This window comes from Undibacterium sp. GW821-FHT11H02, from assembly GCF_058808015.1.
In genome coordinates, this window is sequence record NZ_JBXARG010000001.1 from 109277 (window position 1) to 133426 (window position 24150).

Annotated in this window: 26 protein-coding genes; 16 read left to right on the top strand and 10 right to left on the bottom strand. The window is 45.9% G+C overall.

The features are described 5' to 3' along the window. Positions 1-83 precede the first annotated feature (83 nt). Together AC1RR2_RS00455 and ompR are read right to left on the bottom strand one after the other, a co-directional pair. Positions 84-1442, bottom strand: a complete 1359-nt coding sequence (locus AC1RR2_RS00455) for an ATP-binding protein (protein ID WP_493220331.1) — start codon at positions 1440-1442, stop codon at positions 84-86. 31 nt (positions 1443-1473) lie between these two features. After that, positions 1474-2199 (bottom strand): osmolarity response regulator transcription factor OmpR, encoded by a 726-nt coding sequence (ompR, locus tag AC1RR2_RS00460; RefSeq protein WP_493220332.1) that lies wholly within the window; start codon positions 2197-2199, stop codon positions 1474-1476. A gap of 250 nt (positions 2200-2449) precedes the next feature. Between ompR and AC1RR2_RS00465 the strand changes: the two genes are divergently transcribed. Continuing rightward, positions 2450-2839 (top strand): hypothetical protein, encoded by a 390-nt coding sequence (locus tag AC1RR2_RS00465; RefSeq protein ID WP_493220333.1) that lies wholly within the window; start codon positions 2450-2452, stop codon positions 2837-2839. On the opposite strand, the gene smpB is transcribed toward AC1RR2_RS00465, so the two are convergent. Further along, the gene (gene smpB / locus AC1RR2_RS00470; protein WP_493220685.1) at positions 2836-3345 is read right to left on the bottom strand and encodes an SsrA-binding protein SmpB; all 510 of its coding nucleotides are present in this window, start codon (positions 3343-3345) and stop codon (positions 2836-2838) included. The two genes, AC1RR2_RS00465 and smpB, sit on opposite strands and share 4 nt — an antisense overlap. 64 nt (positions 3346-3409) lie before the next feature. Here smpB and AC1RR2_RS00475 point away from each other — a divergent pair, with 64 nt between their 5' ends. Both AC1RR2_RS00475 and AC1RR2_RS00480 read left to right on the top strand, forming a co-directional pair. Continuing rightward, positions 3410-3844 (top strand): type II toxin-antitoxin system RatA family toxin, encoded by a 435-nt coding sequence (locus tag AC1RR2_RS00475; protein ID WP_493220334.1) that lies wholly within the window; start codon positions 3410-3412, stop codon positions 3842-3844. After that, positions 3834-4166: an RnfH family protein gene (locus tag AC1RR2_RS00480; protein WP_493220335.1), complete on the top strand. Its 333-nt coding sequence runs from the start codon at positions 3834-3836 to the stop codon at positions 4164-4166. The genes AC1RR2_RS00475 and AC1RR2_RS00480 overlap by 11 nt, the downstream gene beginning before the upstream one ends. Before the next feature lie 29 nt (positions 4167-4195). On the opposite strand, the gene AC1RR2_RS00485 is transcribed toward AC1RR2_RS00480, so the two are convergent. Continuing rightward, a complete protein-coding gene (locus AC1RR2_RS00485) occupies positions 4196-4708 on the bottom strand; it encodes a DUF4124 domain-containing protein (RefSeq protein WP_493220336.1) in 513 nt (170 codons plus the stop codon). Positions 4709-4831: 123 nt separating this feature from the next. On the opposite strand from AC1RR2_RS00485, the gene guaB reads away from it, so the two are divergent. From guaB to AC1RR2_RS00550, 13 genes are all read left to right on the top strand, one after another. After that, positions 4832-6292, top strand: coding sequence for an IMP dehydrogenase (gene guaB / locus AC1RR2_RS00490; RefSeq protein WP_493220337.1), 1461 nt, complete (start codon positions 4832-4834; stop codon positions 6290-6292). 51 nt (positions 6293-6343) lie between these two features. Further along, positions 6344-7375, top strand: a complete 1032-nt coding sequence (locus AC1RR2_RS00495) for a GGDEF domain-containing protein (protein WP_493220338.1) — start codon at positions 6344-6346, stop codon at positions 7373-7375. 33 nt (positions 7376-7408) lie between these two features. After that, positions 7409-9001 (top strand): glutamine-hydrolyzing GMP synthase, encoded by a 1593-nt coding sequence (guaA, locus tag AC1RR2_RS00500; protein WP_493220339.1) that lies wholly within the window; start codon positions 7409-7411, stop codon positions 8999-9001. Between the two features lie 148 nt (positions 9002-9149). Further along, positions 9150-9785: a 7-carboxy-7-deazaguanine synthase gene (queE, locus tag AC1RR2_RS00505; RefSeq protein ID WP_493220340.1), complete on the top strand. Its 636-nt coding sequence runs from the start codon at positions 9150-9152 to the stop codon at positions 9783-9785. A gap of 71 nt (positions 9786-9856) precedes the next feature. Continuing rightward, entirely contained in the window at positions 9857-10300 is a 444-nt protein-coding gene (gene queD, locus AC1RR2_RS00510; RefSeq protein WP_189344196.1) for a 6-carboxytetrahydropterin synthase QueD, read from the top strand. 6 nt (positions 10301-10306) lie between these two features. Beyond that, positions 10307-10834, top strand: coding sequence for a tRNA adenosine(34) deaminase TadA (gene tadA / locus AC1RR2_RS00515; protein WP_493220341.1), 528 nt, complete (start codon positions 10307-10309; stop codon positions 10832-10834). Positions 10835-10877: 43 nt separating this feature from the next. Beyond that, on the top strand, positions 10878-11795 hold the full coding sequence (locus AC1RR2_RS00520) for an LD-carboxypeptidase (protein WP_493220342.1): 918 nt from the start codon (positions 10878-10880) through the stop codon (positions 11793-11795). Between the two features lie 26 nt (positions 11796-11821). Continuing rightward, a complete protein-coding gene (locus tag AC1RR2_RS00525) occupies positions 11822-13000 on the top strand; it encodes an acetyl-CoA C-acyltransferase (protein ID WP_493220343.1) in 1179 nt (392 codons plus the stop codon). 42 nt (positions 13001-13042) lie between these two features. Beyond that, entirely contained in the window at positions 13043-13498 is a 456-nt protein-coding gene (locus AC1RR2_RS00530) for a PaaI family thioesterase (protein ID WP_493220344.1), read from the top strand. A gap of 164 nt (positions 13499-13662) precedes the next feature. Beyond that, on the top strand, positions 13663-14664 hold the full coding sequence (locus AC1RR2_RS00535) for an NADP-dependent oxidoreductase (protein WP_493220345.1): 1002 nt from the start codon (positions 13663-13665) through the stop codon (positions 14662-14664). Between the two features lie 35 nt (positions 14665-14699). After that, positions 14700-15128 (top strand): GNAT family N-acetyltransferase, encoded by a 429-nt coding sequence (locus tag AC1RR2_RS00540; protein ID WP_493220346.1) that lies wholly within the window; start codon positions 14700-14702, stop codon positions 15126-15128. A 127-nt stretch (positions 15129-15255) separates the two neighbouring features. Further along, complete coding sequence (locus AC1RR2_RS00545) at positions 15256-17142, top strand: MFS transporter (protein WP_493220347.1); 1887 nt, start codon at positions 15256-15258, stop codon at positions 17140-17142. A gap of 220 nt (positions 17143-17362) precedes the next feature. Then, positions 17363-17599 (top strand): hypothetical protein, encoded by a 237-nt coding sequence (locus AC1RR2_RS00550; RefSeq protein WP_493220348.1) that lies wholly within the window; start codon positions 17363-17365, stop codon positions 17597-17599. A gap of 274 nt (positions 17600-17873) precedes the next feature. Here the strand turns inward: AC1RR2_RS00550 and AC1RR2_RS00555 are convergent, their stop codons facing one another. The 6 genes from AC1RR2_RS00555 to AC1RR2_RS00580 form a co-directional block, all read right to left on the bottom strand. Beyond that, positions 17874-20030, bottom strand: a complete 2157-nt coding sequence (locus AC1RR2_RS00555; protein WP_493220349.1) for an aminotransferase class V-fold PLP-dependent enzyme — start codon at positions 20028-20030, stop codon at positions 17874-17876. A 447-nt stretch (positions 20031-20477) separates the two neighbouring features. After that, entirely contained in the window at positions 20478-20915 is a 438-nt protein-coding gene (locus AC1RR2_RS00560) for a nuclear transport factor 2 family protein (protein WP_493220350.1), read from the bottom strand. A 47-nt stretch (positions 20916-20962) separates the two neighbouring features. Further along, positions 20963-21781 (bottom strand): SDR family NAD(P)-dependent oxidoreductase, encoded by an 819-nt coding sequence (locus tag AC1RR2_RS00565; RefSeq protein ID WP_493220351.1) that lies wholly within the window; start codon positions 21779-21781, stop codon positions 20963-20965. Beyond that, complete coding sequence (locus AC1RR2_RS00570; RefSeq protein ID WP_493220352.1) at positions 21781-22308, bottom strand: DUF3833 domain-containing protein; 528 nt, start codon at positions 22306-22308, stop codon at positions 21781-21783. The genes AC1RR2_RS00565 and AC1RR2_RS00570 overlap by 1 nt, the downstream gene beginning before the upstream one ends. After that, entirely contained in the window at positions 22305-23573 is a 1269-nt protein-coding gene (locus AC1RR2_RS00575; RefSeq protein ID WP_493220353.1) for an MFS transporter, read from the bottom strand. The genes AC1RR2_RS00570 and AC1RR2_RS00575 overlap by 4 nt, the downstream gene beginning before the upstream one ends. Next, the gene (locus tag AC1RR2_RS00580) at positions 23574-24137 is read right to left on the bottom strand and encodes a chalcone isomerase family protein (protein WP_493220354.1); all 564 of its coding nucleotides are present in this window, start codon (positions 24135-24137) and stop codon (positions 23574-23576) included. Positions 24138-24150 lie beyond the last annotated feature (13 nt).

A 24150-nucleotide genomic window follows, 5' to 3' on the forward strand; every position in this document is an offset into this window, starting at 1 on the left:
AGTAGGATTCGACACCCATATCTAAACCGGTAACTCTCATCTTTTCAAGTCGATGTGTCAGATCAAGTCTGAACTAATACAAATTAAGTGCGGTGAGCTGGCAGTCGAATTTGTATCTCTAAGCCGCCCGCGCGATGATTCTTGAGATGTATTTTGCCACCATGGCGTTTTACTATGCGATCAACGATGGCGAGGCCCAAGCCCGATCCATTTGCCTGGCTTCTGGCAATATCGCCTCGGGTGAATGGACGCAATAGCCGCTCGATTTCATCTGCTGGGACGCCAGGACCATGATCACGAAGTCGCAGATCCACGATAAGTCTTGTCGGAAGCTCGGTAACGCGACATTCTAATTCCAGGCTCAGCTGATTAGTCCTTGGATCACGCGCATAGCGCAGGGCATTTTGTATCAGGTTATTGAGCAAACGTTGAATCTCAATTTCAATCCCAGTGATAAAAATTCCAGCATCGATTTGTGCATCTATTTTGACGCTGGCATCGCGTTGTAAATCTTGAACGACTTTCTCGACTAATTCGCTCAGATTGACACTATAAAATGTGGATTCGTGTAATGGTTTGGCGTAATCAAGAAATTGCTGGATGATGCCATCCATTTGATTTAAATCGGACTGCATAGCGTCGCGCGTCATGCTATCTAGCGGTGCCATTTCCAATTCCAATTGCAGACGCGTGAGTGGTGTCCTCAAGTCATGTGAAATGCCCGCGAGAATAACCGCCCGATCGGATTCGCTGCGCGCCAAATCATCCACCATTTGATTGAAACTGACATTGGTTTCTCTGATTTCTCTTGGACCATTTTCGGGAAGCGGTGGCGGGCGCCGACCATGCGCTAGTTGGCGTGCTGCATGACTTAGATTTGACAAAGGTGCGTTAATTCGTCGTGAAATAAAGACGGCACCCACCAAAGTTAAAATGAGTGTGATGCTGGCCCAGCCTAATATTTGCATGCCAGTCTCATTTTGTAAGCGGTCTTGTTCCAGGCGCAGCCAATATTGGTCTTCGTCGATAATAAAACTTAGCCAAAATCCTTCTTCGCCATTGACTTCCCTGGCAAATTGAGTTTTCGCACTCAATTTTTCCTGTATCAATTTTCGCAGCTCGGCAAAGAAGACGGTATCTTCCTGCGCTACGATTTTGTCGTTTGCTTCTAGAAGATAAATGCGTATACCTTCATTGCGTGCCAAATCTAGCAACAACTCACGGCGCTTGTCTTCGGCAGAATGGGTGAGAGCGGCGCGGGTAATCGTCACCATCGACACGATTTGCCCCGATATTTGCTGGGCGCGCGGTTTGCGTTCGACGAATTTAAAACTGATGAACCAAGCCGCCATACTAGCGGTGACTAATATTGTCAGCAAAAAGAAGGTACGCCAGAATAGGGCGCTGCGCATCCCATTTAAGGCCTGAAGATAATGGCGCATGATTTGACCTGGTTGGCTAAAAAACGAAGGCCTATTTCGATTGTCCATCAGGGATGAAAACATAACCCAAACCCCAGACCGTTTGTATGTATTGCGGGCTGCTCGGGTCTTTTTCTATTAATTTACGCAAACGTGAAATCTGGACGTCAAGGCTACGGTCAAACACTTCGTATTCTCTGCCACGTGCCAACTCCATGAGCTTTTCCCGGGATAAGGGTTGTCGTGCATGGCGGGCAAATACTTTTAAAACTGAAAACTCACCGGTCGTTAAATTGATTTGTTCATCTTTGCGCTTGAGACTACGGTTAGATAAATCTAAGCAGAACTCGCCGAATTGAAAAACCTGTCCCTGTTCTAATGGAGCGCCGGGCACTTCGTCTGGTCCACGACGTCGCAATACGGCGTTGATACGGGCGACTAATTCACGCGGATTGAATGGTTTGGGCAAATAATCATCAGCCCCCATTTCTAAACCAATAATGCGATCCACGTCTTCGCCTTTTGCCGTCAGCATAATAATCGGTGTTTTGTCGCCACCACCGCGCAGGCGGCGACAAATCGATAAGCCATCTTCACCCGGTAACATCAAATCTAAAACTAATAAATCATAACGCTCGCGCAACCAGAGCTTGTTCATTGCCGTCGCATTTTCCGCGATCACGACTTGAAAACCTTGTTCAGTTAAATAACGACGCAACAAGTCACGCAAACGGATATCGTCGTCAACCACTAAAATTTTTGCTTTGGAGTCGCTCATTTTGATCAATTTTCTAAGAGGAATAGGCTTATCTTACTGCTAAAATAGACTTTTTTTCATAGATTTTTGTGTGCATTACAAAGTGTTACAGACATTACAGAAATCATCTGTTCATCATGCCGCATTCTCTTTACACTCTCCTTAGTCAGAGTTGATGTGAAGTCTGCATTAAGAATAAAATATTCTCCTCGGGAGATTGGTTTGAAAAAATTTAATGATGTTTTTGTTGAAGGTATTTTGAAAGTTTTCTGTGAAGAAAAGTAATTTGAAATTAAGTTTGTTGAGTGCGCTGTTGGTCATCGGTCTTGTTGATGTCGGAACAGTGTATGCGCAACAAACTAATTTTGAGATGAATAGAAAGCTTGAAATGCGTCAGCGCCGCATTGAAGAATTTCGTGCGATAAGGCAACTTGAACGTCAGGAACGCCTCGAGCGTGAAATGCGTCAAAATGAAAGAATGCAACGACCGCCGCCACTGCAGGACAAAGTGAATCTACCTCCGCCACGTCCAGCACCAGAATTGGGGCAGCGCCCATTACCTAGATTTAATCGACTGACGCCAGAAGAACGTATGGCATTGCGAAGACAAATCCGCGAAGCAAGGGAAGATATTTATCAAAAGCGCCAAGAAAAGAATTAGCGGCGGTGTTGCTTCATAATTTTTTGCTGTTCACGATGCCAATCACGTTCTTTTTCTGAGTCGCGTTTGTCGTGTTGCTTTTTGCCTTTGGCTAAACCAATTTGGCATTTCACCCGACCATTTAGATAATGCATATTGAGCGGCACCATGGTGTAGCCGGAACGTTCAACTTTACCGATTAGCTTTTTTATCTCTTCTGCGTGCAATAATAATTTGCGAGTTCTTACCGAGTCGGGATGGATATGGGTCGATGCGGTGGGTAAGGCGCCAATGTGCGCGCCAAATAAGAAAATCTCGCCATTCTTGATGATGACGTAGGCCTCTTTCAATTGCACACGTCCAGCACGAATCGCTTTGACTTCCCAGCCTTGCAGCACGATGCCCGCTTCAAACTGTTCTTCAACGAAATAATCGTGAAATGCTTTTTTATTATCTGCAATACTCATACTAATTTTTTTTGTATTTTTATAGCTTGCAAGGTGAGGCGGGCGCTGATTTACGCTTATTCACCGAGAAGTGGGGTGTTTCGGTTAAAATTCGGTTTGTGATCATACCAAATGACTAGAGATAATGGCAGTCGTCCAAAAAAACGTTTTAGTTTCCTATAGTGCCGAACAAATGTTCGCGCTGGTTGAAAAAGTTGAAGATTATCCATTGTTTTTGCCTTGGTGTGGCGGCGTCGATGTTCAAGAGCGATCAGGCCAGCAACTCAAGGCCACATTATCCATCAATTATCACGGCATCAAGCAAAGTTTTACTACGCAAAATGTGAATTCCCCGCCGCATACCATGGAAATGCATCTGATCGATGGCCCATTCAAACACTTGCATGGACATTGGACTTTTACCGCCTTACGTAGTGATGCCTGTAAGATTGAATTTAATTTGCGTTATGAATTTTCCAGTAAGTTGCTGGAGCATCTGATTGGCCCTGTGTTCGGCAAAATCTCTAATAGTTTCGTCGATGCGTTTTGTGCGCGGGCAGATGTAATCTATGCCAAATAAACCGATCACCTCAGAGCATCTTTTGATTCCTATTCAATTATGCTACTCGATTCCAGGGCAGGCACCGGTTTTGCTCGATCTGCAAACAAAACCGGGAACTACCCTAAGTCAGTTTCTTTTAAGCCTGCAAGCTAGCTTGCCCGGCGACTTAGAAACCATGCTGGACCCGTGTTCAGCAATTGCCATTTACGGAAAAAAGAGAAAAGGGGACTTTGTATTGTCCCCCGGTGATCGTGTTGAGATTTGCCGTCCGCTCATTGCCGCGCCTATGGACGCACGTAGAAAACGTGCCAAACGTGAACATAAATCCGGCAAAATGTAGGTCTTGTTCGAGTGGGAATTACACAGGGCTTAGCATTCATTTAAGATTTTTTTCGCTTCCGCCGCTTCTTTTGCTCTTTGTGTTTCGTCTAATGGAATTCTTTCCCCATTCTTGTTGCGCGTCATGATCAAGACGCCTTCGTCTAACGATTGCTTATAAGACTTGGCACGCTCACAGTTTCTGGCCTTCACTTCGGTGTTTTGCTGCTCGGTTTCTGCTTTCTTCTCTGCTTCTTCTTTGGCTATCCTGCGCTTATTGAACTCTTCGTTCTTTTTCGCAAGCGTAACTGGTTTTTCAATTTTTTCAATTTCGCTCTTCGTGGCGTCATTGTTTTTGATCTCGGAAGCGGTATTTTCACTAGGGCGGGAAACTCCGAACGGTGATTTTACTATTTTATCTTTGGGCACTGATTTTGGCGGTGGATGATCGGAATACTGTTTGACACCTTTATCATTGAGCCAAATGTATTGAGCAAATGCGGTGCTGGCGCAAGTCAAGGTCAAACTGATACTGATTATTGAGAAAAAAGCTTTTTTTTGCATGATCTACTCGATTTTTTATGCGGTAATGGCAAGATTTTGAAGAATTTACAGTGAGTTTTACACGGAACGAGACGGATCGGCAAGTTTTCTGTATAATTTGCTTTTGCGCCTATAGGAAACACTATGCGTCTTCTTCAAAAAGCACTCACTTTCGATGATGTGTTGCTCGTCCCAGCTTACTCAAATATTCTTCCGAAAGATACCTCTCTTTCGACTAATTTGACACGTAAGATCAAACTTAATATACCTCTGGTATCCGCTGCGATGGATACGGTGACTGAAGGTCGCTTGGCGATCGCGATGGCTCAAGAGGGCGGTATTGGTATTATTCATAAAAACTTAACGCCAAAAGAACAAGCACGCGAAGTCGCGAAGGTGAAGCGTTTTGAATCTGGTGTCTTGCGCGATCCAATTACGATCGCTCCTTCTACCACGATTCGCGACGTTATTGCGTTGAGCTTGCAGCACGGTATTAGCGGCTTTCCAGTTGTTGAAGGTAAAACGGTGGTTGGTATTATTACTAACCGTGATTTGCGTTTTGAACAAGAGCTGGACGCTGAAGTTCGAGCCAAAATGACTCCGCGCGATAAATTGGTTTTTGTTAAAGAAGGCGCAGATCTGAGCGAAGCAAAACGCTTAATGAACAAGTATCGCCTCGAACGTGTATTGGTTGTTGATGATGCGTTTGAATTGCGCGGTTTAATCACCGTAAAAGATATTCAAAAGTCGACCGAACATCCGCTGGCATCGAAAGATGAACAAGGGAAATTGCGCGTTGGTGCTGCTGTTGGTGTTGGTGCTGATAATGACGAGCGTATAGATTTGTTAGCAAAGGCTGGGGTTGACGTCATCGTGGTCGATACAGCGCATGGTCATTCCAAGGGGGTACTTGATCGTGTGCGTTGGGTAAAAACAAATTATCCACATATCGAAGTCATAGGCGGCAATATCGCAACCGCTGCGGCGGCTTTAGCTTTGGTTGAGCATGGAGCTGATGCAGTCAAGGTAGGCATTGGTCCTGGCTCTATTTGTACGACCCGTATTGTTGCTGGTGTTGGTGTGCCGCAGATTACTGCCATCGCGAATGTTGCCGCTGCTTTGCGCGGAACTGGTGTACCTTGTATTGCTGATGGAGGTATTCGTTTCTCTGGTGATGTTTCCAAGGCCTTAGCTGCCGGTGCATCGACGGTGATGATGGGCAGTATGTTTGCTGGTACCGAAGAAGCACCAGGTGAGGTTATCTTGTTTCAAGGCCGTAGCTATAAATCTTATCGCGGCATGGGAAGCTTGGGGGCGATGGCAGATGGTTCTGCTGATCGTTACTTCCAGGATGCGGCGAATAATGCGGATAAATTGGTACCTGAAGGTATTGAGGGACGTGTCCCCTATAAAGGCAGTGTGCTCGCGATTTTGTATCAAATGGTCGGTGGCGTTCGTTCCTCTATGGGTTATTGCGGATGTGCGTCGATACAAGATTTGCACGATAAAGCTGAATTTGTTGAAATTACTTCGGCTGGTATGCGTGAATCTCATGTTCACGACGTTCAAATCACGAAAGAAGCCCCTAACTATCGCGCCGATTAAATGTAGGTTTGTTCACGAAATTTAGAAGTGTTTCAACTACGGAGCCGATAAATGGTGACACCCTTAGAACGTGCTAGTCGTATGGATTTGTTTTTGGATGGCATGGGTAATACTCGTGTCGATCCAGATAAATATGAAGCGAAAGTCGCCAGATTTGAACGTTTGGGCGTGCGTTTGTTTGGGGTTGCGAACTGTATTGTCAGTTTCGGGAAGCTGTTGGAACGCTTCGATCGAGGTGAACAATCGATGGTGGGCATAGAAGCGAGTTTCTGCGAGCAGCTGGGCTTTTGCGAAGAAATCCGGGTTTATAACAATCTGAATTTCGAGGAAGAGTTTGCAAAGCACCCATTTGTGGCGGGTGAACCTCGTATTGTTTTTTGTGCCCAACACCCCTTATTTGATGAAAATAACAGCGTGATCGGTTGTATTTATTTAATCGATTATGCTGAACACGAATTCGATGACGAGTCGCGATTGTTGTTTGCAGATTTGGCAGTGATGGTGGAGCGCGAGTTGGTCATAGGCGCTTTGAAATTACAGCAATTGGATCTGATAAAACAAATTCGCAATTTGAAGCGCGACGCCTTACTCGATCCCGTGTTGGGAATGTGGAATCGCTCGGCAATCTCACGTTCTTTAGGAATTGAATTAGAACGTTGCTTAAAAGCCGAGAAACCGGTGTCTTTGCTTTTTATTAGCGTCAATCAATACCAAAATATTCGTGAACGGCTCGGTGTCAGTATCGGCGATTCCTTCCTGTTAAAAGTAGCAAGTCGGATTCGTTCTTGTATACGTCCATTTGATGCCTTGGGGCGATTTGAAGCTGATGTATTTTTGATTGTGTTGCCAGGCGCCTCAAATTTAGTTGCGTCGGCTGTAGCAGAGCGGATCCGGCTTTCAGTGATCACGCATCCTGAAGCCATTGATGATGAGGCTTTAGACATCAATATCAGCATAGGCATAGCATCAACCAGTGTGTTCCCTGATGTTGCGCCAGAAATTTTCATTAATTACGCCGAAAAAGCCCTACTTGCCGCACGGCGATTAGAACATAACACGATTATTCAGGCGGAGTCTGAATAAATCGATATTCCTCTTTGAATATTTAATAGAATCATGCACTCAAAAATCCTTATCCTCGACTTTGGTTCCCAAGTCACTCAATTAATCGCACGCCGTGTTCGTGATGCTGGTGTGTTCTCAGAAGTTTATCCTTATGATGTTAGCGATGAATTTATTCGCAACTACGGCGCAGCTGGAATTATTTTGTCAGGCGGGCCAAGTAGTGTGACGGAAGGTGATACACCACGTGCGCCGCTGGCTGTGTATGACGCTGGCGTGCCAGTTTTAGGGATTTGTTATGGCATGCAAACCATGGCGGAGCAACTTGGTGGCAAAGTCGAAAACGGAAAAGTAAGAGAATTTGGTTATGCAGAAGTTCGTGCGCGTAGTCATACCAAATTATTAGAAGGTATCAATGACTTCGTGACCCCTGAAGGTCACGGCATGCTCAAGGTTTGGATGAGCCACGGCGATAAAGTCAATGAAATGCCAGCAGGATTTAAATTAATGGCATCGACCGACAATTGCCCAATCGCCGCAATGGCGGATGAAGATCGTCGTTTTTATGCAGTGCAATTCCATCCAGAAGTGACGCACACGATTCAAGGTGAAGCAATCATTGGTCGCTTTGTGCATGATATCTGTGGCTGCAAATCTGACTGGAATATGCCAGATTACATCTCAGAAGCGGTTGCCTCGATTCGCGCTCAAGTGGGTGACGACGAAGTGATCCTCGGTTTGTCTGGCGGTGTGGATAGTAGCGTCGCAGCAGCATTAATTCATCGTGCGATCGGTGATAAATTAACTTGCGTATTTGTCGATCACGGCCTGTTGCGCCTCGATGAAGGCAAAATGGTCATGGAAATGTTTGCGGAAAATCTGGGTGTGAAGGTCATTCATGTAGATGCCACAGCGCAGTTCATGGGACATCTGGCTGGCGTGACTGATCCAGAAGCAAAACGCAAAATTATCGGTCGTGAATTTGTCGAAGTATTCCAAGTTGAATCTGGCAAGCTCAAAAATGCAAAATGGCTGGCGCAAGGAACCATTTATCCAGACGTGATTGAGAGTGCTGGCAAAGGCAAAAAAGGTTCACACACCATTAAGAGTCATCATAATGTTGGTGGTTTGCCAGATACGCTGAATCTGAAATTATTAGAACCATTACGTGAATTGTTTAAAGACGAAGTGCGTAAACTTGGCGTCGCTTTAGGTTTGCCACACAGCATGGTGTACCGTCATCCTTTCCCAGGTCCAGGTTTGGGCGTACGCATCTTGGGTGAAGTGAAGAAAGATTTCGCCGATTTGCTGCGCCGTGCGGATGCGATTTTTATCGAAGAGTTACGTAATACTTACGTTGATCCAAACGCCGAAAAACCACAAACTTGGTATGACGCGACTAGCCAAGCATTTGCAGTGTTCTTGCCCGTAAAATCCGTTGGCGTGATGGGCGATGGTCGTACTTATGAGTATGTGGTTGCTTTGCGGGCAGTTCAAACGCAAGACTTCATGACAGCGCATTGGGCACATTTGCCACATGAGTTGTTGGGTAAAGTGTCAAATCGCATCATTAATGAAGTGCGTGGGATTAATCGTGTGGTGTACGATATTTCTGGAAAGCCGCCAGCAACAATAGAATGGGAATAAATTTGTCGCACCGCCAAACCGCATAAGCGAGCGCATTGCGTCGTTGCGAAGCCTCGCAATATCGACATATTGCTACGTTTCGCGCCTAGCACTGCATCTCGCTTAATCGGTTTTTCGGCACACCAATTTCCCCAATAGGATCAATATCTTGAGCTACAGCATTAAAGAAATTTTTTACACTTTGCAGGGCGAAGGCACACATTCTGGGCGGCCTGCTGTGTTTTGTCGTTTTGCTGGTTGTAATTTGTGGACGGGGCGCGAGGAAGATCGTAGCTCCGCAGTTTGCCAGTTTTGCGATACGGATTTCGTTGGTGCCGATGGTGATGGCGGTGGTAAATTCAAGACACCTCAAGCTATTGCTGCGCGTATTAGTGCTTTGTGGCCAGACACGCATGAAGCAAGTAAGTTTGTAGTCTTCACAGGTGGCGAACCTTTGCTGCAATTAGATGAAGCTTTAATCGATGCGATGCATGATGTCGGTTTTGAAATTGCGATAGAAACCAATGGCACGATAGAAGTACCGAACGGTGTGGATTGGATTTGTGTAAGCCCAAAAATGGGTTCACAACTCGTGGTGCGTAAAGGCGACGAGTTGAAAGTTGTGATTCCGCAGCTGGGACAAGATTTGAAGTCTTACGAAGCGCTCGATTTTACCCATCATTATCTGCAAGCGATGGATGGCCCTTTATTGCAGGATAATCTGCACAAGGCAATCGATTATTGCAAAGCCAATCCGAAATGGAAGTTAAGTTTGCAGACGCATAAGTTACTGCAAATTCCTTAAATAGATTTTTATTAGTTGTCGACATTGCGTGATTTTCACACTCTGTCCGACCTTATGTACACAGGCAATACATGTTAACCATTACCAGAAAAGTTGAATTCGATACCGGACATCGGATTCCCGATCACAATAGCCAATGCCGCAATTTGCATGGGCATCGCTATACCTTGCTGATTACCTTGACTGGTGATGTCGTCGAAAAAGACGGTGAATCTGACAATGGCATGATCATGGACTTTGGCGATATCAAAGCGCTAGCCAACAAACATCTGGTCGATCTGTGGGATCACGCGTTTATCGTCTATGAAAAAGATACCGCCGTGCGTCAATTCTTAGAGAGTATGCCCGGGCATAAAACGGTAGTAATTGATCGAGTGCCTACGGTAGAAAACCTGGCGAAGATCGCGTTTGATATGCTGAAAGACGTCTATCACGATCGCTATGGTCGACATTTGTCTCTGACAAAAATCACTTTGTACGAAACGCCTAATTGCTGGGCGGAGATTGACGGTTAATTAATCATGTCGATTGAGTCTGACTCTGCGCTGAGCTCTACGAATCGAGATGAGTCTTTCATGCGCGAAGCCCTCGTGCAAGCCAAACTCGCATGGCAAGCGGGTGAAGTTCCGGTTGGTGCGGTAGTCGTCAAAGATGGTGCGATCATCGCCCGTGGCTTTAATCAACCGATAGCTACACACGATCCGACAGCCCATGCCGAAGTCATTGCCATGCGTGCGGCAGCTGAGGTGCTTGGCAATTATCGCCTTCCTGGTTGTGAACTCTATGTGACATTAGAACCCTGTGTCATGTGTTCCGGAGCGTTGATGCATGCTCGGTTTTCTCGCATAGTCTTTGGCGCACATGACTTCAAGACGGGCGCATGTGGCTCTATCGTCGATTTATTCAAAGAAGAAAAATTGAACCACCACGCTGAAGTGGTTTCTGGCGTATTGGCGGAGGAATGTGTGCAGCTACTCAAGGATTTCTTTGCTGAGCGTCGTCGTGCCGCGGTAGAATCGCGTATTCCATCAGACAACCTAGGCGAGTGATAGCCGATATCGATCGCTGATTACTGAATATGAGTCATTAGCGATGCACATTTCTTTTCCCAAAATACTACCTGAACATCCTTGCATTGCCATCGTTGCTCCCAGCGGTGCTGCTTTAGATGACACTAATCTTGAAGCAGGAATTCAGACACTCAGAAATGCTGGTTTTAAGGTCATCAACCACTACCAACATGCGGATCGTTTCGAGCGATTTGGTGCGACCGATCAAGAGCGTTTAATTCAACTGCATACGGCGATAAACGATCCCGAAATCGATATTGTGATGGGACTGCGAGGTAGCTATGGTTTGTCACGCATTTTGCCTAGCATCGATTTACAAAAAATTGCAGATAGCGGCAAATGGTTTGTCGGTTATAGCGACTTCAATGCTTTGCAGTTGGCGATGTTAGCCAAGACTGGCACAGCTAGTCTGTGTGGCCCTATGCTATGCAACGACTTCACCCGCGATGACTTGCGTCCTTTTACACAAGGTCAATTTCTGCAAGCACTACATAAAAGGAAAACGCATCTCGAATTTGAATCGGATCAAAGTGCGAACTTGGATCTTGAAGGCACTTTATGGGGCGGCAATTTAGCAATGGTTTGTCATTTACTCGGCACCGAATACTTCCCCGAAATCGAAGGCGGGATTTTATTTGTCGAAGATATTGCTGAACATCCATATCGCGTCGAGCGCATGCTGTTACAACTCCACATGGCTGGTGTCATAGCAAAGCAAAAGGCGATCATCTTGGGAAATTTTTCTGCATACCGTTTAGCGCCGCAAGACAACGGCTATGATTTTGCCGCGATGTTGAAGTTTTTACGCGGGACTTTCGCGACACCAATTATTACAGGGCTACCATTTGGTCACTGCGACGATAAAGCGAGTCTGATGCAAGGTTCAAATGCAAGGCTACAAGTGATGGATACGCATGTGATCCTGACCGCAGAATACTAATTCATACAAAAAAATACGGATACAATATGACAGATGCAGTGATCGTGGCGGCAGCGCGCACCGGATTAGCAAAGTCTTGGAAAGGTGCATTTAACATGACGCATGGGGCGAGTATGGCAGGGCCGGCACTCGCAGCAGTTATTCAGAGAGCCAATCTAGATGCCGCTGAAATCGAAGATGTGATGGTCGGTTGCGCATTTCCCGAAGGTGCGAATGGTCGTAATATTGCACGTCAGATCGCCCTGCGTGCCGGTTGTCCCGTCACCGTGCCTGGAATTACAATTAATCGTTATTGCTCATCAGGATTGCAATCCATCGCGCTAGCCGCGCAACGCGTGATGTCAGGCGAAGTCGATATCATCGCAGCAGGTGGTGTTGAGTCTATCTCTTGTGTACAAAACGAGATGAATAAGCACATGCTGAATGATCCGTGGCTGCAACAACATATTCCGCAGGTTTATATGCCTATGCTCGAAACTGCGGAGGTCGTTGCCAAGCGCTATCAGATTTCACGCGAACGCCAGGATGAATATGGCGTACGCAGTCAGCAACGCGCTAGCGCAGCCTTAGCAGCCGGTTTATTTAATGCTGAAATTATTCCTGTAACGACGACCATGCGCGTCACCGACAAAGAAACCGGCGAGCATCATTTGCGCGAAGTGACGATTGCAGCCGATGAAGGCATACGAGCTGGAACGACCTTAGAGGCGGTTGCGCAGATCAAAACGGCGTTGCCCAATGGCGTTATTACGGCAGGAAATGCCAGTCAATTTTCCGATGGTGCGGCGATGACCATCGTTATGAATGCCCAAGTCGCTGAACGTAAAGGCTTGCAGCCATTGGGCGTGTTTCGTGGCTTCGCTGTGGCGGGTTGTGAACCTGATGAAATGGGTATCGGCCCCGTATTTGCGATTCCTAAGTTACTCAAGCGCGCTGGTTTAAGCGTAGACGATATCGGCCTATGGGAACTCAATGAAGCGTTTGCGGTGCAAGTCTTGTATTGCGCCGACAAGCTCGGAATCCCGATGGAGCGCTTGAATGTGAATGGTGGTGCGATTGCCGTTGGTCATCCGTATGGTGTTTCGGGGGCACGCCTAACAGGACACGCACTTTTGGAAGGCAAACGCCGGGGCGTCAAGTTTGTGGTGATCACTATGTGCATCGGTGGTGGTCAGGGCGCTGCTGGTTTGTTTGAGGTTTTATAAACACGTTTTTAGGTTTACCAATTTATTTTGATGATTAAAAAGATGTCTGATTCGCCCCAAAATTCTAGTCTGATTTCGCAAATCGAAAATCCCTTCCTCGACTATCTCGGCATCGCTTCAGGCGAGATGAAAGAGGGCAAAGCTAATTTGTATTTAGATCTGCACCATCACCACATGAATAGCTGGCAGATTACCCATGGTGGGGTACTAATGACTTTGCTCGACGTGGTCATGGCAATGGCAGGACGCTCTTTGCATGACGATCAAAAGGGCGTTGTTACGGTAGAGATGAAAACCACTTTCTTGCAACCAGGTGGTGTAGTAGGCGGTCGACTTGAAGCGCGCAGCGTCGCCTTTCATCAATCGACTACTATGTGCTTTTGCGACGGTGAAATTTGGAGTGGTGACAAATTAGTCGCGAAAGCGATGGGGACGTATAAGTATTTGCGTAGCCTGAAATCCAAAGCTGGATTAGTGAAGATGGGCGGCAGTGATTAAGCTTGAAAGTATTTGGTAATTTCGTAGGGCGGGTGTAAGCCGCGCCGCACATAAATCGGTCTCGCTTACATTGCATTCTGGCGGCGCAGGTTGCACCCGCCCTATAAGTGATTAATTCCTCTCCTGAAAATGTAAAAGGCGAGAAAAACTGGAGAATATTTAAAATGTCTAATCACTTCCAACGCATCGTTTTAGCTTCGCGTCCCATTGGCGTGGTCACACCAGAAAATTTTCGTCTTGAGACTGTGCCAGTGCCAACTATCGCAGACGGTCAAGTCTTAATTCGCAATCATTTTCTTTCACTCGATCCTTATATGCGCGTACGCATGGACGATGCCAAGAATTATGCAGCACCACAAGCCTTAAATGAAACGATGATAGGCGGCACGGTAGGTGAAATTGTCGCTAGCAAAAATCCACAATTTCAAATTGGTGACAAAGTCATAGGCATGATGGGGTGGGCGGAAATGGGTGTCTCTGATGGAACGCTATTACGCAAACTCGATACGACACATATTCCACTATCCGCCTATCTTGGTGCAGTAGGTATGCCAGGCATGACAGCTTGGTATGGTCTGACCCAAATTATGCAAGCAAAAGAAGGCGAAACCATCGTCGTCTCGGCAGCCAGCGGTGCGGTAGGTAGTGTGGTTGGACAATTAGCCAAATTGCGCGGTTGTCGCGCGGTCGGTATCGCTGGAGGATTAGAAAAATGTACTTACGTGGTCAATGAGTTGGGCTTTGATGCTTGTATCGACTACAAAGCGGGAAACTTAGAAGAACAACTCGTAGCGGCAACGCCAAATGGCATCGATGCGATTTTTGAAAACGTCGGCGGCGCGAGTTTTGACGCTTGTTTGGCGCGTGTGAATCCGTTTGCGCGGATAGCGCTGTGCGGCATGATTGCAGGCTATGACGGTGGCGACATGGCAATACATAACGCGCGCATTTTGCTCAGTATGCGCGTGACTCTACGTGGCTTTATTATTTCTGAACATCTAGATTTATGGCCACAAGGCTTAAAGGAATTAGGCATGCTGGTCGCACAAGGCAAGTTGAAATTCAGAGAAAGTATTGCACCGAATTTAGCTGCGGCACCTGAGGCATTTATCGGTTTATTAAAAGGTAAAAATCTCGGAAAACAATTGGTGCGCTTGATTCCGTGAGCGTTTTATCACAGAGATAAGGAGTGAGAATTTACATGAGTCCCGAAATACAAATTAAGTTAGGTGAATGGTCAGAGTTACAGTCAGACGCACAAGCTGTGCGTACCGCGGTATTCGTTGAGGAACAAAAAATTCCCGCAGAACTGGAATGGGATGTGATGGACGCGCAGTGCTTGCATGCGGTTGCTTACGATGCACAAGGCAATGCGATAGGCACAGGCCGTTTATTGCCAGATGGGCATATCGGTCGCATGGCTGTGTTAAGTTCGGCGCGTAACTGCGGCGTGGGCGCAGAAATCTTGCGTCAATTGATGGCACAAGCAAAAATTCGCGGTATGTACGCGGTGCAATTGAATGCGCAAATTTCGGCGGAACCCTTTTATAAACGCGAAGGATTTAGTCGCGAAGGTGATCTATTTATGGAGGCCGGCATTCAGCACGTACACATGAACAAAACTCTCTAAGTATTTTTGGGGCGAAGCAATAGTTTGTTGCCGAATATTCCCTAACAAAAAAATAAGCCAATTCCAAAGCCAATTACTTTAGAATTGGCTTTTTTGCTAATGGACGCACTCGCGAGCCTTTCCTGATATGAGCCAACACAGCCAGTTCACTCTATTAAAAGAACGCCGCTTTGCGCCGTTTTTCTGGACGCAATTTTTTGGGGCATTTAACGACAATGTTTTCAAAACAGCTTTACTCACCGTCTTGACTTACGATGCTTTAACTTGGACGACGATGGATGTTGGCTTATTGAATAATTTGATTCCCGGTTTATTCATTTTGCCCTTCGTCTTGTTTTCAGCAACGTCCGGGCAGCTCGCTGACAAGTTTGAGAAAGGAAAAGTAGCGCGCTACGTAAAGTTACTTGAAATCGGCATCATGGTAATCGCCGCTTTTGGTTGGATGACGCATAACATTTGGGTACTGGTTGCTGCAGTTGCGGGGATGGGGATCCACTCCACTTTATTTGGCCCAGTAAAATACGCTTATCTGCCACAACATTTGCATGCGGATGAATTGGTCGGTGGAAATGGTGTGATTGAAATGGGAACCTTTGTCGGCATATTGTTAGGTGAAATTTTAGGCGCGATGTTGGTCGTACATAAGCCTTGGGGTGTCGAATTGGTCGCTGGTGGATGTATTTTGATTGCGGTATTAGGTTGGCTATTTAGCTTACGCATTCCTGCTTCACCAGCACCTGTACCTGAATTGAAGATCAATTGGAATGCCGCCACAGAAACAGTACGTAATCTCAGTTTTAGTAAAAAAAATCGTCCAGTTTTTCTGTCCTTGTTAGCGAACTCTTGGTTCTGGTTTTATGGCGCTATTTTGCTTGCACAATTTCCACTCTACGCTAAAGATTATTTGCATGGTAATCATGGTGTCTTCGTTTTGTTACTAACGATATTCTCGTTCGGGATTGGTGCTGGTTCTTTGTTATGCGAACGTTTGTCGGGACACAAAGTTGAAATTGGTTTGGTTCCTTTCGGCGCCATCGGCTTGTCGATCTTCGGATTTGATCTCTATTTGTCGAGTTTGATGTACACCAATACAGCAACAGTGACCGCAATGACTTTTATCGATCAAATCGGTAGTCACAAAATTCTATTTGATATTTTTATGATTGGTATTTTTGGCGGCTTGTATATCGTGCCTTTGTTCGCTCTGATCCAAACCCGTTGTGATCCTAAACATCTATCGCGCACGATTGCCGGTATGAATATCATGAATGCCTTGTTCATGGTCGTCGCGGCTTTGGCAGCGATGCTAATGTTGAAGCAGGGGTTTACCATTCCACAGATTTTTATGGCAACGGCGATTCTGAACGCCTTAGTGGCGCTCTATATCTTCAGCGTTGTTCCCGAATTCCTAATGCGTTTTGTAGCGTGGATATTGATACATACTGTACATCGCGTGAAAGGAATTAATATCGACAAAATTCCGGAGCAAGGTGCTGCGGTCTTGGTCTGTAATCACGTCAGCTATATGGATGCGATCGTCATCATGGCATATAGCCCACGACCCATTCGTTTCGTGATGGATCACGGCATATTCAAAATCCCTTTTTTGTCTTGGATTTTCCGCACTGCAAAGGCGATACCGATCGCATCGGCTAAAGATGATCCTTGGTTGATGGAGAAGTCTTTTGTCGATATTGCACAGGCACTGCATGAGGGCGATTTAGTTTGTATTTTCCCTGAAGGAAAATTGACTCGCGATGGTGAGATCAATGAGTTCAAAGGTGGGGTAATGAAAATTGTTGAACGTAGTCCAGTACCAGTGATCCCTATGGCATTACGTGGACTCTGGGGCAGCCTACTCTCGCGCGACAAAGGTAATCCATTTCATCGATCATTCCGTCGTGGTCCCTTTTCGCGTTTGGAATTGATTGTCGGTGAGCCACAAGACCCTGCGTCGGTGACACCACAAAATCTGCAGCAACAGGTGCAAATACTCAGAGGTGAATGGAAATAATTAAGTGAGCGCTACTTTGCTCGTGATGGTGAATTCTATTGTTAATCTTGCTTGAAAATGCGTATTAGTATTTTTATTTTGAAAATTTCTTGACTTCTTTTTCAAACAAAAATACAGTGGGTACGAAAATTTCTTTTGGCTGTAATTGAAGTAGATAAAGAAGTTTCGTTAATTATCAATTTGAGATTGATCGTTCAAATCACTTTTTTTTGGGGCAAGTATGAAGAAAATTTTCTTGAGTCTGTTGTTATTGAACTGTTTTTCTGGCTGTGCAAGTGTTGATAACAATGAAGTGGCAGAAGCGAAAGGCCCAGTTGAGCGTCGTTATACAACCGGCAGTATGATTCCTCAAAAGCGTGATGTACGTTCTACCACTGATGTGAAAACTGTTAACTCAGATGATTTGATCACGATGCCCAGAGCTGCTACCCCTAACGATCCTTTAGGGAAGAAATAACTAGACATTAAAACTGATTTCTAAATTTCCCCAACAAAAAAGTCTTCAAGATAATCATCCTGAAGACTTTTTTTATTGGAGTGCTTAATCTAACCGAGATTTTCTATTAGGCGCGCCGCAGGCGCATTTTTTTGGTCATTTTTGTTGCTCTTCGTTGCCAACAGCTCGCTATTGTCGCCTCATTCGCAGCCAAAACTACCTCGAAAAGTGCATCCCTGGTCATCTCCAATCCGAATCGAAATTCGCGGTTTAATTCTTAACTTCAGAGGCTTGTTCAGTGCTGCCACAGAGCCAAGCCGCCAGCGATGTGCCAAGCATTTTCATAGCCCAGACGACGCAGACATTGTACTGCTTGCGAGCTGCGGCCACCGGTACGACAGAAAAACAATATCGGCGTGGTTTTCGCTTCGTTTTGCTTTAACCAGCGTTCCACACCATTTGCCAGTCGAGTCAAGGGAACATGTATAACTTCACTTCCTTCTGGAACATCAAAGTGGCTCAACTGTTGTTCATACGGCTCCCGTACATCGACCAAAATAGTTCCTGGATGTGTCGTAATAAACTCCTGCAGATCGGCCGAAGGCACAGTAACTGATTCGAGGCAGCACTCGGTATCATGATCAAACATGGTCACTAAGCGTTTTTCAAAATCGTGAGCCGCACACAATAAAGTATTTGGGGCAATGAAGGATTTTAATTCTGACTTAATGGCAGCAATTTCTTGCTGACTTGGTGGTGTGGTGCTCTCCGTTTGATTCTTAGCGTCGAGTAAATCGCCGCAGAAAGCGAAGCTGGTTTTGGCTGCGGCATCTTGAGTGTCTCTTGTGCGTTCGCCGAATAAGAATACAGGTTTGTTTTGCGCGGTGGATAGATTGAGTTGCGCAAAAAATTTCTCACCCAAAGTGATTCCATTGATAATCAGAGCCGGTGATAACTGCAATGTTGATACGGTTTTATGCTTGGTGATAGATGCCTCTAAGTCGCCGGTATAAGCGTCTGCTAACAAAGTCGCCAATGCCTGATTGTGTTGGTTTTGTTGTGGGTGACTGCCTGTCCCAACAATGGCGGCTACCGTGTAAGTCTGGCAACGTACATATTTTGCAATACGCTCGATCAATTCAGGTAAAGCATCAATGACGACGCATTGCTTGCTGGCAGAGTCAGCAACTATCCAAGTGCATGCTGCGCCAAAACTCAACTGAATCACGCCTTCGGCTGGCAGAGGTTCAATATCGCCGGTAACCATGCAGGTTTTTCGCAACGCCTCGCCACAAACACGAATCCTGCGACATGCTTCTTCTATATATTCAGCCGTCACCGCTGGGCCAAATGACATACGCACCGCGCTCGCGGCCTGCCATTCGGGTAAAGCCATTGCTTGTAATACGAAGCTAGGTTGGGCTTTTGCGGCGCTGCAGGCGGAACCGGCGCTAACACGAACGTCGGCCGCATCAAATAGATCTAATAACTCTTTACTGGTTAAGCCAGGAACTGAGAAATTTAGAGTGGTTGGTAGACTTTGCTCTAACGGGGCATTCAAGATCAAACCTGGAAAGGCTTCTTTGACAGCGTCTAATAATTGCAGACGGAATTTTTCCAAAGTTGCGTGTTCACGGAAAGTATGTCCATCACTCAGAGCCTCAAGCACCGCACCTAGTGCTGCAATTCCCGAAACGTTTTCGGTACCGGAACGTAAACTACCTTCTTGCCCACCTCCGGCTAATAAAGCGGTGAATGGTGCATCTTTGTGTACGTACAATAAGCCTATACCTTTGGGCGCATAGAGCTTGTGGCCCGAGAACAAAGAATAATCTATGCGATGCTGATTTAGCTTGAGCGGCAATTTACCTAGAGCTTGTACACCATCAACCAACCAGTAGGCTGGATGGCCTTTGAGCAAGGCTTCTATGCCTTCTAAGTCGGTAATAATGCCTGTTTCATTGTTCGCCGCCATGGTGCAGACTAAACCTGCTGTGGCAAGATGAGCCTTCAGAAAGGCCAAATCATGACGACCAGCGTGATCGACTGGGATAGCGATAATATTGAAATTCAAGCCTAATACCTGATTCCAGTGCTGCAGGGATTCGGGGACGGCTTTATGTTCAGTCGCTCCATACAAGAGATCAGTACCAACTTTTTCACCTTTGGCTAACTTGTCGCGCAGTGCTAGCAGAGCCGAGAAGACAGCGGTTTGTATGCCCTCAGTTGCACCGCTGACAAATAAGAGTTTGCCATTTTCGCTGCCCAATAATTCACAAGCGGTTTTACGCGCGTGTTCCATAACGGCTTTTGCCTGAATCCCGCTACTATGTACGCTACTTGGATTGCCGTAATCATCCTCCATAACGGCACGAGCAGCCTCTAGCGCTAGTGGCATGACAGGTGTGGTGGCATTGGAGTCGAGGTAGATTACGCGGGAAGAAATAGACATGGTGGCCAATCGCTAAAATGAGTGCAAATTTGACCAACAAGCCATATACATTAAAGCATTGTATAGTCAGTAAGAAAGCAATTTTAGCAGAATGCGAGCTATACAAAATATGGAAATCGCTAGCTTCAGAGGGATTTCCTTTGCTTACGGATATTTGCGACGGAGGACACTCTGTATTTCATATTTCTTAACTAGGGTCTGTTGATCTACATTTTAGGCGAGCGAATGCGCGCAAATGAGCACAGGGCTAGGCGCAAGCTGCGACGTAGTGCAAGCACTATAAGCAGATTGCAACAACGCCGTGTGCTCATTTGAGCCATTCCCGAAGGGTTTCAATCAAAACGCACGATGGACAGCGTTGCATCTCTTGCTGGGGCGCCCAGCCGCAGCGGCGAGATGCGCCTTGCCATCCTGCGTTTTGATTGAAACGCTTGCCTAAAATGTAGGTCAACAGACCCTAGGCTGTTTTACTAAAAATTGACGTCGCAAGAAACGAATAAAGCCGCCGATCAGGGGCATTTTTTGCCATAGTTCTTCTGCAGGATCCCAATAATCTCTGTGGTCTATGATTTTGCCGGATTTGTCGTAACGTAGATGTGATCCGCCCATGACTTCGTAGGATTTGCCACCTAAATCAAAATGAAATGTCCAGCTTAAGAAGCATTGTTTGTCTTGCTCAATCACATCGATGAAAACGAAACGCGGATTCTGGGTGGTGGCGAACATGTGTTCAAATATCACCTTAATCGCCTTGCTACCAAGCACTTCATTAAAGGGATCTTTGAACCGTGCGTCAGGTGCATAATACTGGTCGATTTTGGTCAAGGAATCAGGCGTAAGAGTGGCGTACCACAACATCAGTTGGGCGCTTAAAGATGTCGTCATTTCTTTGGTTACTCCTGTCGTGTGATGAAAGAAAATAGGTTTTGTTGCTACTCATTGGCTAAACGACGCAATAAAATGAAACGCAAGCGGTAGGGTAAGCATTGCAGAAATTTCAAAAAATAAGTGAAGCGTTTTGGAAAATGGATTTCAAATTTACCGTGTAGCATGCCTAGTAGTATGGCGTCTGCAGCTTGGGTCGGTGTCTGGATTGCGGGCATAAAGAAAGCATTTTTTGCAGTTAAAGGCGTACTCACGAAGCCAGGATTGATCAAATACACGTTGATACCTTTAGGCTGTAAGTCGGCATACATTATTTCAGCCAAGTTAATCAATGCCGCCTTACTTGGTCCATAAACACTGGCATTGGGTAGACCAATATAGCCAGCGACACTAGCGATCACGGCGATTCCACCTTGTCGTCTTTGTAGCATATCAGGTAACACGCTTTGTAAGCCGTGGTAGATACTCAAGAGATTTGTATTTAAAGTAAGTTGGGCGTCGAGCGAATCTAGTTCCCAAGTTCGTTCTGGTTGATATCTTGCGGCACAAAAAATGATTAAATCAATGCGGTCTAATTCCTGAAGAACTTGTTGATGTATTTCTGTCCATGAACGCTTATCGCTCGCATCAAACGCCTTTATCAGTGCATTAGGGTGCGCGTTCGCGATACTAGTTAATTGCTCGATGCGGCGAGCCGACAAGACAACTTTGGCACCTTGATTCAGCAGGCGTTGGGCTAAAGCTGCACCGATACCACTAGATGCACCCACTAACCAAACGGTTTTCCCGCTCCAATTGTCTATTGGGTGATTAAGTGTGCCAAATAGCTCTGACGAAAACTTAGTAAGCCAATTCAACTTGGGCATTATGATCTCCGACGAAAGAATAGCGTCACTTCACCAACATCAATGCCGAATTTGCTCATGCGCGCACGATTTATCATCGTTTGCTCGTCAATCATATACATCCAGTCATCCATTTGCATAGCGTAGGTGGTGCCATCGACGGGCAACAATAATGTGTATTGCCACTTAAATGCATTGCCAGCGGTTTCACCGATGGCATCGCCTTGCACATCGCTGGCATTTCCTATCCAGCGCCCGTCCGTACTTTTTTTGAGTTTCCAGATACGTTGTTGCTTAGTGCCGTCATCGTAGACAAATTGCTCATCGAGTATCAGTTCGTCAGCAACGCGCTTACCTTCGATTACTACATGGAAGCGCTTAATTACCGCGCCATTGCGTTGCTGGAACATGCCCCAAGCGTCGGTGGTACCACTAAAGTATTTCTCTAAGTCGAATTGTGGTTTGACGTCTTTATAGTGATTGACATCTGTAATAGCACAGGCACTTAGTAAAAACGCGATAAACATCAACAGACATTTCTTAATCATGATGTGGACTTTCTAAGGAGTTGAAATGCAATGAGTTTGCAAAAACATGGAATCAATGCATAAGTGATGACCAGACTCAATTGCGGTTGGATATGCGGATTTAGGTTGGCTGATTGAAAACCGATTAAATGTAATAAAGGCAGACTTAAGCCCGCTAATGCCAAGCTCAATTTGCTGATCAGAGACCAGATGCCGTAGTAGCTACCTAAACTACTTTTGTCCGTCACACTTTCCGCTAACAAGACCGGAGGTAAAGCCAGATCTGCACCGAGGACTAAGCCAGAGACGATGCAGACGATAAGAAAAGCAGTGCTATCACCAGCACCTAAAAATGCAGCACCAATGAAACTACAAATTGCTAACAACATACTGACTTGCCAGGCAAATCGTGTGCTATGTTTTCGTGCAAACTGAATCCATAAAGGTAAGCCGCATGCGCCAGCAATGAAGTACCCACCAAGAAATAGCCCGGTTTTTTCTGGCGTGCGGATCTGGTCGTTGATGAAAAATAACAGCAGGGTCGCAGGTATCGCAACTGACAAAGAATTAAAAAAGTAAACCGTCACCAAGCGGCGAAACATTGGCGTGCTTACTATCTGTCGCCAATAAATTTTGGCATGTAGTTGGTGACGCGCCGGTTTAGGTGATGCGTTCATTAGCATCGCAATCGCAAACATTAAGATCAAACCAAAACCTAAGCTGTATTGCCAAAGATAGTCTAGTCTGAGATCTGCCGGTGTTTGTAAAATCCAGGCTGGTAAGATACTGGCCAAAATAACGCCGATTAGACCAAAACCTTCGCGCCACGCGGCTGCGCCTAATAAGAAAGAATTTTTCTCTTCCAAATTTGTTTCGGGTGTCAACTTTGCAAGCCCAGCACCCCAAGTCAGGTAGGCAATGTTCAACATACTATGTGCGGTGTAAGCAAGAATAAGCATCAATCCTAGCCACAACAGCAAACGAAATTCATGCTGGCGTATGTAATCAGGTGGTAGCCATAAACCAAAAAACGCCGCACACAATAAGAAGCCTGAAGCTAGCAGCCAATAAGGATTATCCGATCTGATTTTGTCGATCACTCTTCCTAAAAAGGGATCTTGCACGGTATCGATTAGACGTGCAAAAAAGAGCATAAGCCCCGTGCCAGCCAATGGCAAACCCAATTGCGTTGTATAGTAATTAGGAATTTGAACATAGACTGGCAGGGCGGCCATTGCTAGCGGCAGTCCCAATAAGCCATAGCATAGTAGGGCGGAGATCTTCACTTATCTTGTTCCATCACGCTGTCCCATCAATTTGGCTCTGAGTTGACTGTCTTTGCTGCGAGGGTCTAACCAGATTGAGAAGAAAGCGTTTGAAAATTTTTCGTCAGGGATTTCAGCCAAAAGTTTTGAATGGCTATAAAAACGACATCCGAATTGCGGTATGTGGACGCCAATTAACTGATCGCCGCTTTTCACATCGGTGAATGCTTTAGTCATATAGCTGCGCCACTGTTGCATTAGTTCTTGGTTGAAATTCTCACCATGAAGTCGTCTTATTTCCTCTATGCTGGTGTCGACAAAACGTTCCCGACTGATCGTCTTATGGTAGGTGATTTCTAGTGCGAAGCTTTGTTGTGGATTGAAGATAGTAGAGCTGCCAACTGCAGCTGGCTCTTGCCACAGCTTGGCCGAATAAATAGACAAACCCCACCAACTAAATTCTCCGCTACCGACGAGTTTAGCCTGCGGCATATCTTTGCGCCAAACATCGGCGTGCACAGGAACAGCTAAACCGAGAATCACCACAATAGCGATAGACTGAACTAACTTGATGAATAGTTTCATGGTTGTATTTGCC

Bases quoted from the DNA above. Each gene is read 5' to 3' on its own strand.
- AC1RR2_RS00455 (WP_493220331.1), bottom strand. From the start codon at position 1,442: ATGCGCCATTATCTTCAGGCCTTAAATGGGATGCGCAGCGCCCTATTC.
- ompR (WP_493220332.1), bottom strand. From the start codon at position 2,199: ATGAGCGACTCCAAAGCAAAAATTTTAGTGGTTGACGACGATATCCGT.
- AC1RR2_RS00475 (WP_493220334.1), top strand. From the start codon at position 3,410: ATGGCAGTCGTCCAAAAAAACGTTTTAGTTTCCTATAGTGCCGAACAA.
- AC1RR2_RS00480 (WP_493220335.1), top strand. From the start codon at position 3,834: ATGCCAAATAAACCGATCACCTCAGAGCATCTTTTGATTCCTATTCAA.
- AC1RR2_RS00485 (WP_493220336.1), bottom strand. From the start codon at position 4,708: ATGCAAAAAAAAGCTTTTTTCTCAATAATCAGTATCAGTTTGACCTTG.
- guaB (WP_493220337.1), top strand. From the start codon at position 4,832: ATGCGTCTTCTTCAAAAAGCACTCACTTTCGATGATGTGTTGCTCGTC.
- AC1RR2_RS00495 (WP_493220338.1), top strand. From the start codon at position 6,344: ATGGTGACACCCTTAGAACGTGCTAGTCGTATGGATTTGTTTTTGGAT.
- guaA (WP_493220339.1), top strand. From the start codon at position 7,409: ATGCACTCAAAAATCCTTATCCTCGACTTTGGTTCCCAAGTCACTCAA.
- queD (WP_189344196.1), top strand. From the start codon at position 9,857: ATGTTAACCATTACCAGAAAAGTTGAATTCGATACCGGACATCGGATT.
- tadA (WP_493220341.1), top strand. From the start codon at position 10,307: ATGTCGATTGAGTCTGACTCTGCGCTGAGCTCTACGAATCGAGATGAG.
- AC1RR2_RS00520 (WP_493220342.1), top strand. From the start codon at position 10,878: ATGCACATTTCTTTTCCCAAAATACTACCTGAACATCCTTGCATTGCC.
- AC1RR2_RS00525 (WP_493220343.1), top strand. From the start codon at position 11,822: ATGACAGATGCAGTGATCGTGGCGGCAGCGCGCACCGGATTAGCAAAG.
- AC1RR2_RS00530 (WP_493220344.1), top strand. From the start codon at position 13,043: ATGTCTGATTCGCCCCAAAATTCTAGTCTGATTTCGCAAATCGAAAAT.
- AC1RR2_RS00535 (WP_493220345.1), top strand. From the start codon at position 13,663: ATGTCTAATCACTTCCAACGCATCGTTTTAGCTTCGCGTCCCATTGGC.
- AC1RR2_RS00540 (WP_493220346.1), top strand. From the start codon at position 14,700: ATGAGTCCCGAAATACAAATTAAGTTAGGTGAATGGTCAGAGTTACAG.
- AC1RR2_RS00545 (WP_493220347.1), top strand. From the start codon at position 15,256: ATGAGCCAACACAGCCAGTTCACTCTATTAAAAGAACGCCGCTTTGCG.
- AC1RR2_RS00550 (WP_493220348.1), top strand. From the start codon at position 17,363: ATGAAGAAAATTTTCTTGAGTCTGTTGTTATTGAACTGTTTTTCTGGC.
- AC1RR2_RS00555 (WP_493220349.1), bottom strand. From the start codon at position 20,030: ATGTCTATTTCTTCCCGCGTAATCTACCTCGACTCCAATGCCACCACA.
- AC1RR2_RS00560 (WP_493220350.1), bottom strand. From the start codon at position 20,915: ATGACGACATCTTTAAGCGCCCAACTGATGTTGTGGTACGCCACTCTT.
- AC1RR2_RS00565 (WP_493220351.1), bottom strand. From the start codon at position 21,781: ATGCCCAAGTTGAATTGGCTTACTAAGTTTTCGTCAGAGCTATTTGGC.
- AC1RR2_RS00570 (WP_493220352.1), bottom strand. From the start codon at position 22,308: ATGATTAAGAAATGTCTGTTGATGTTTATCGCGTTTTTACTAAGTGCC.
- AC1RR2_RS00580 (WP_493220354.1), bottom strand. From the start codon at position 24,137: ATGAAACTATTCATCAAGTTAGTTCAGTCTATCGCTATTGTGGTGATT.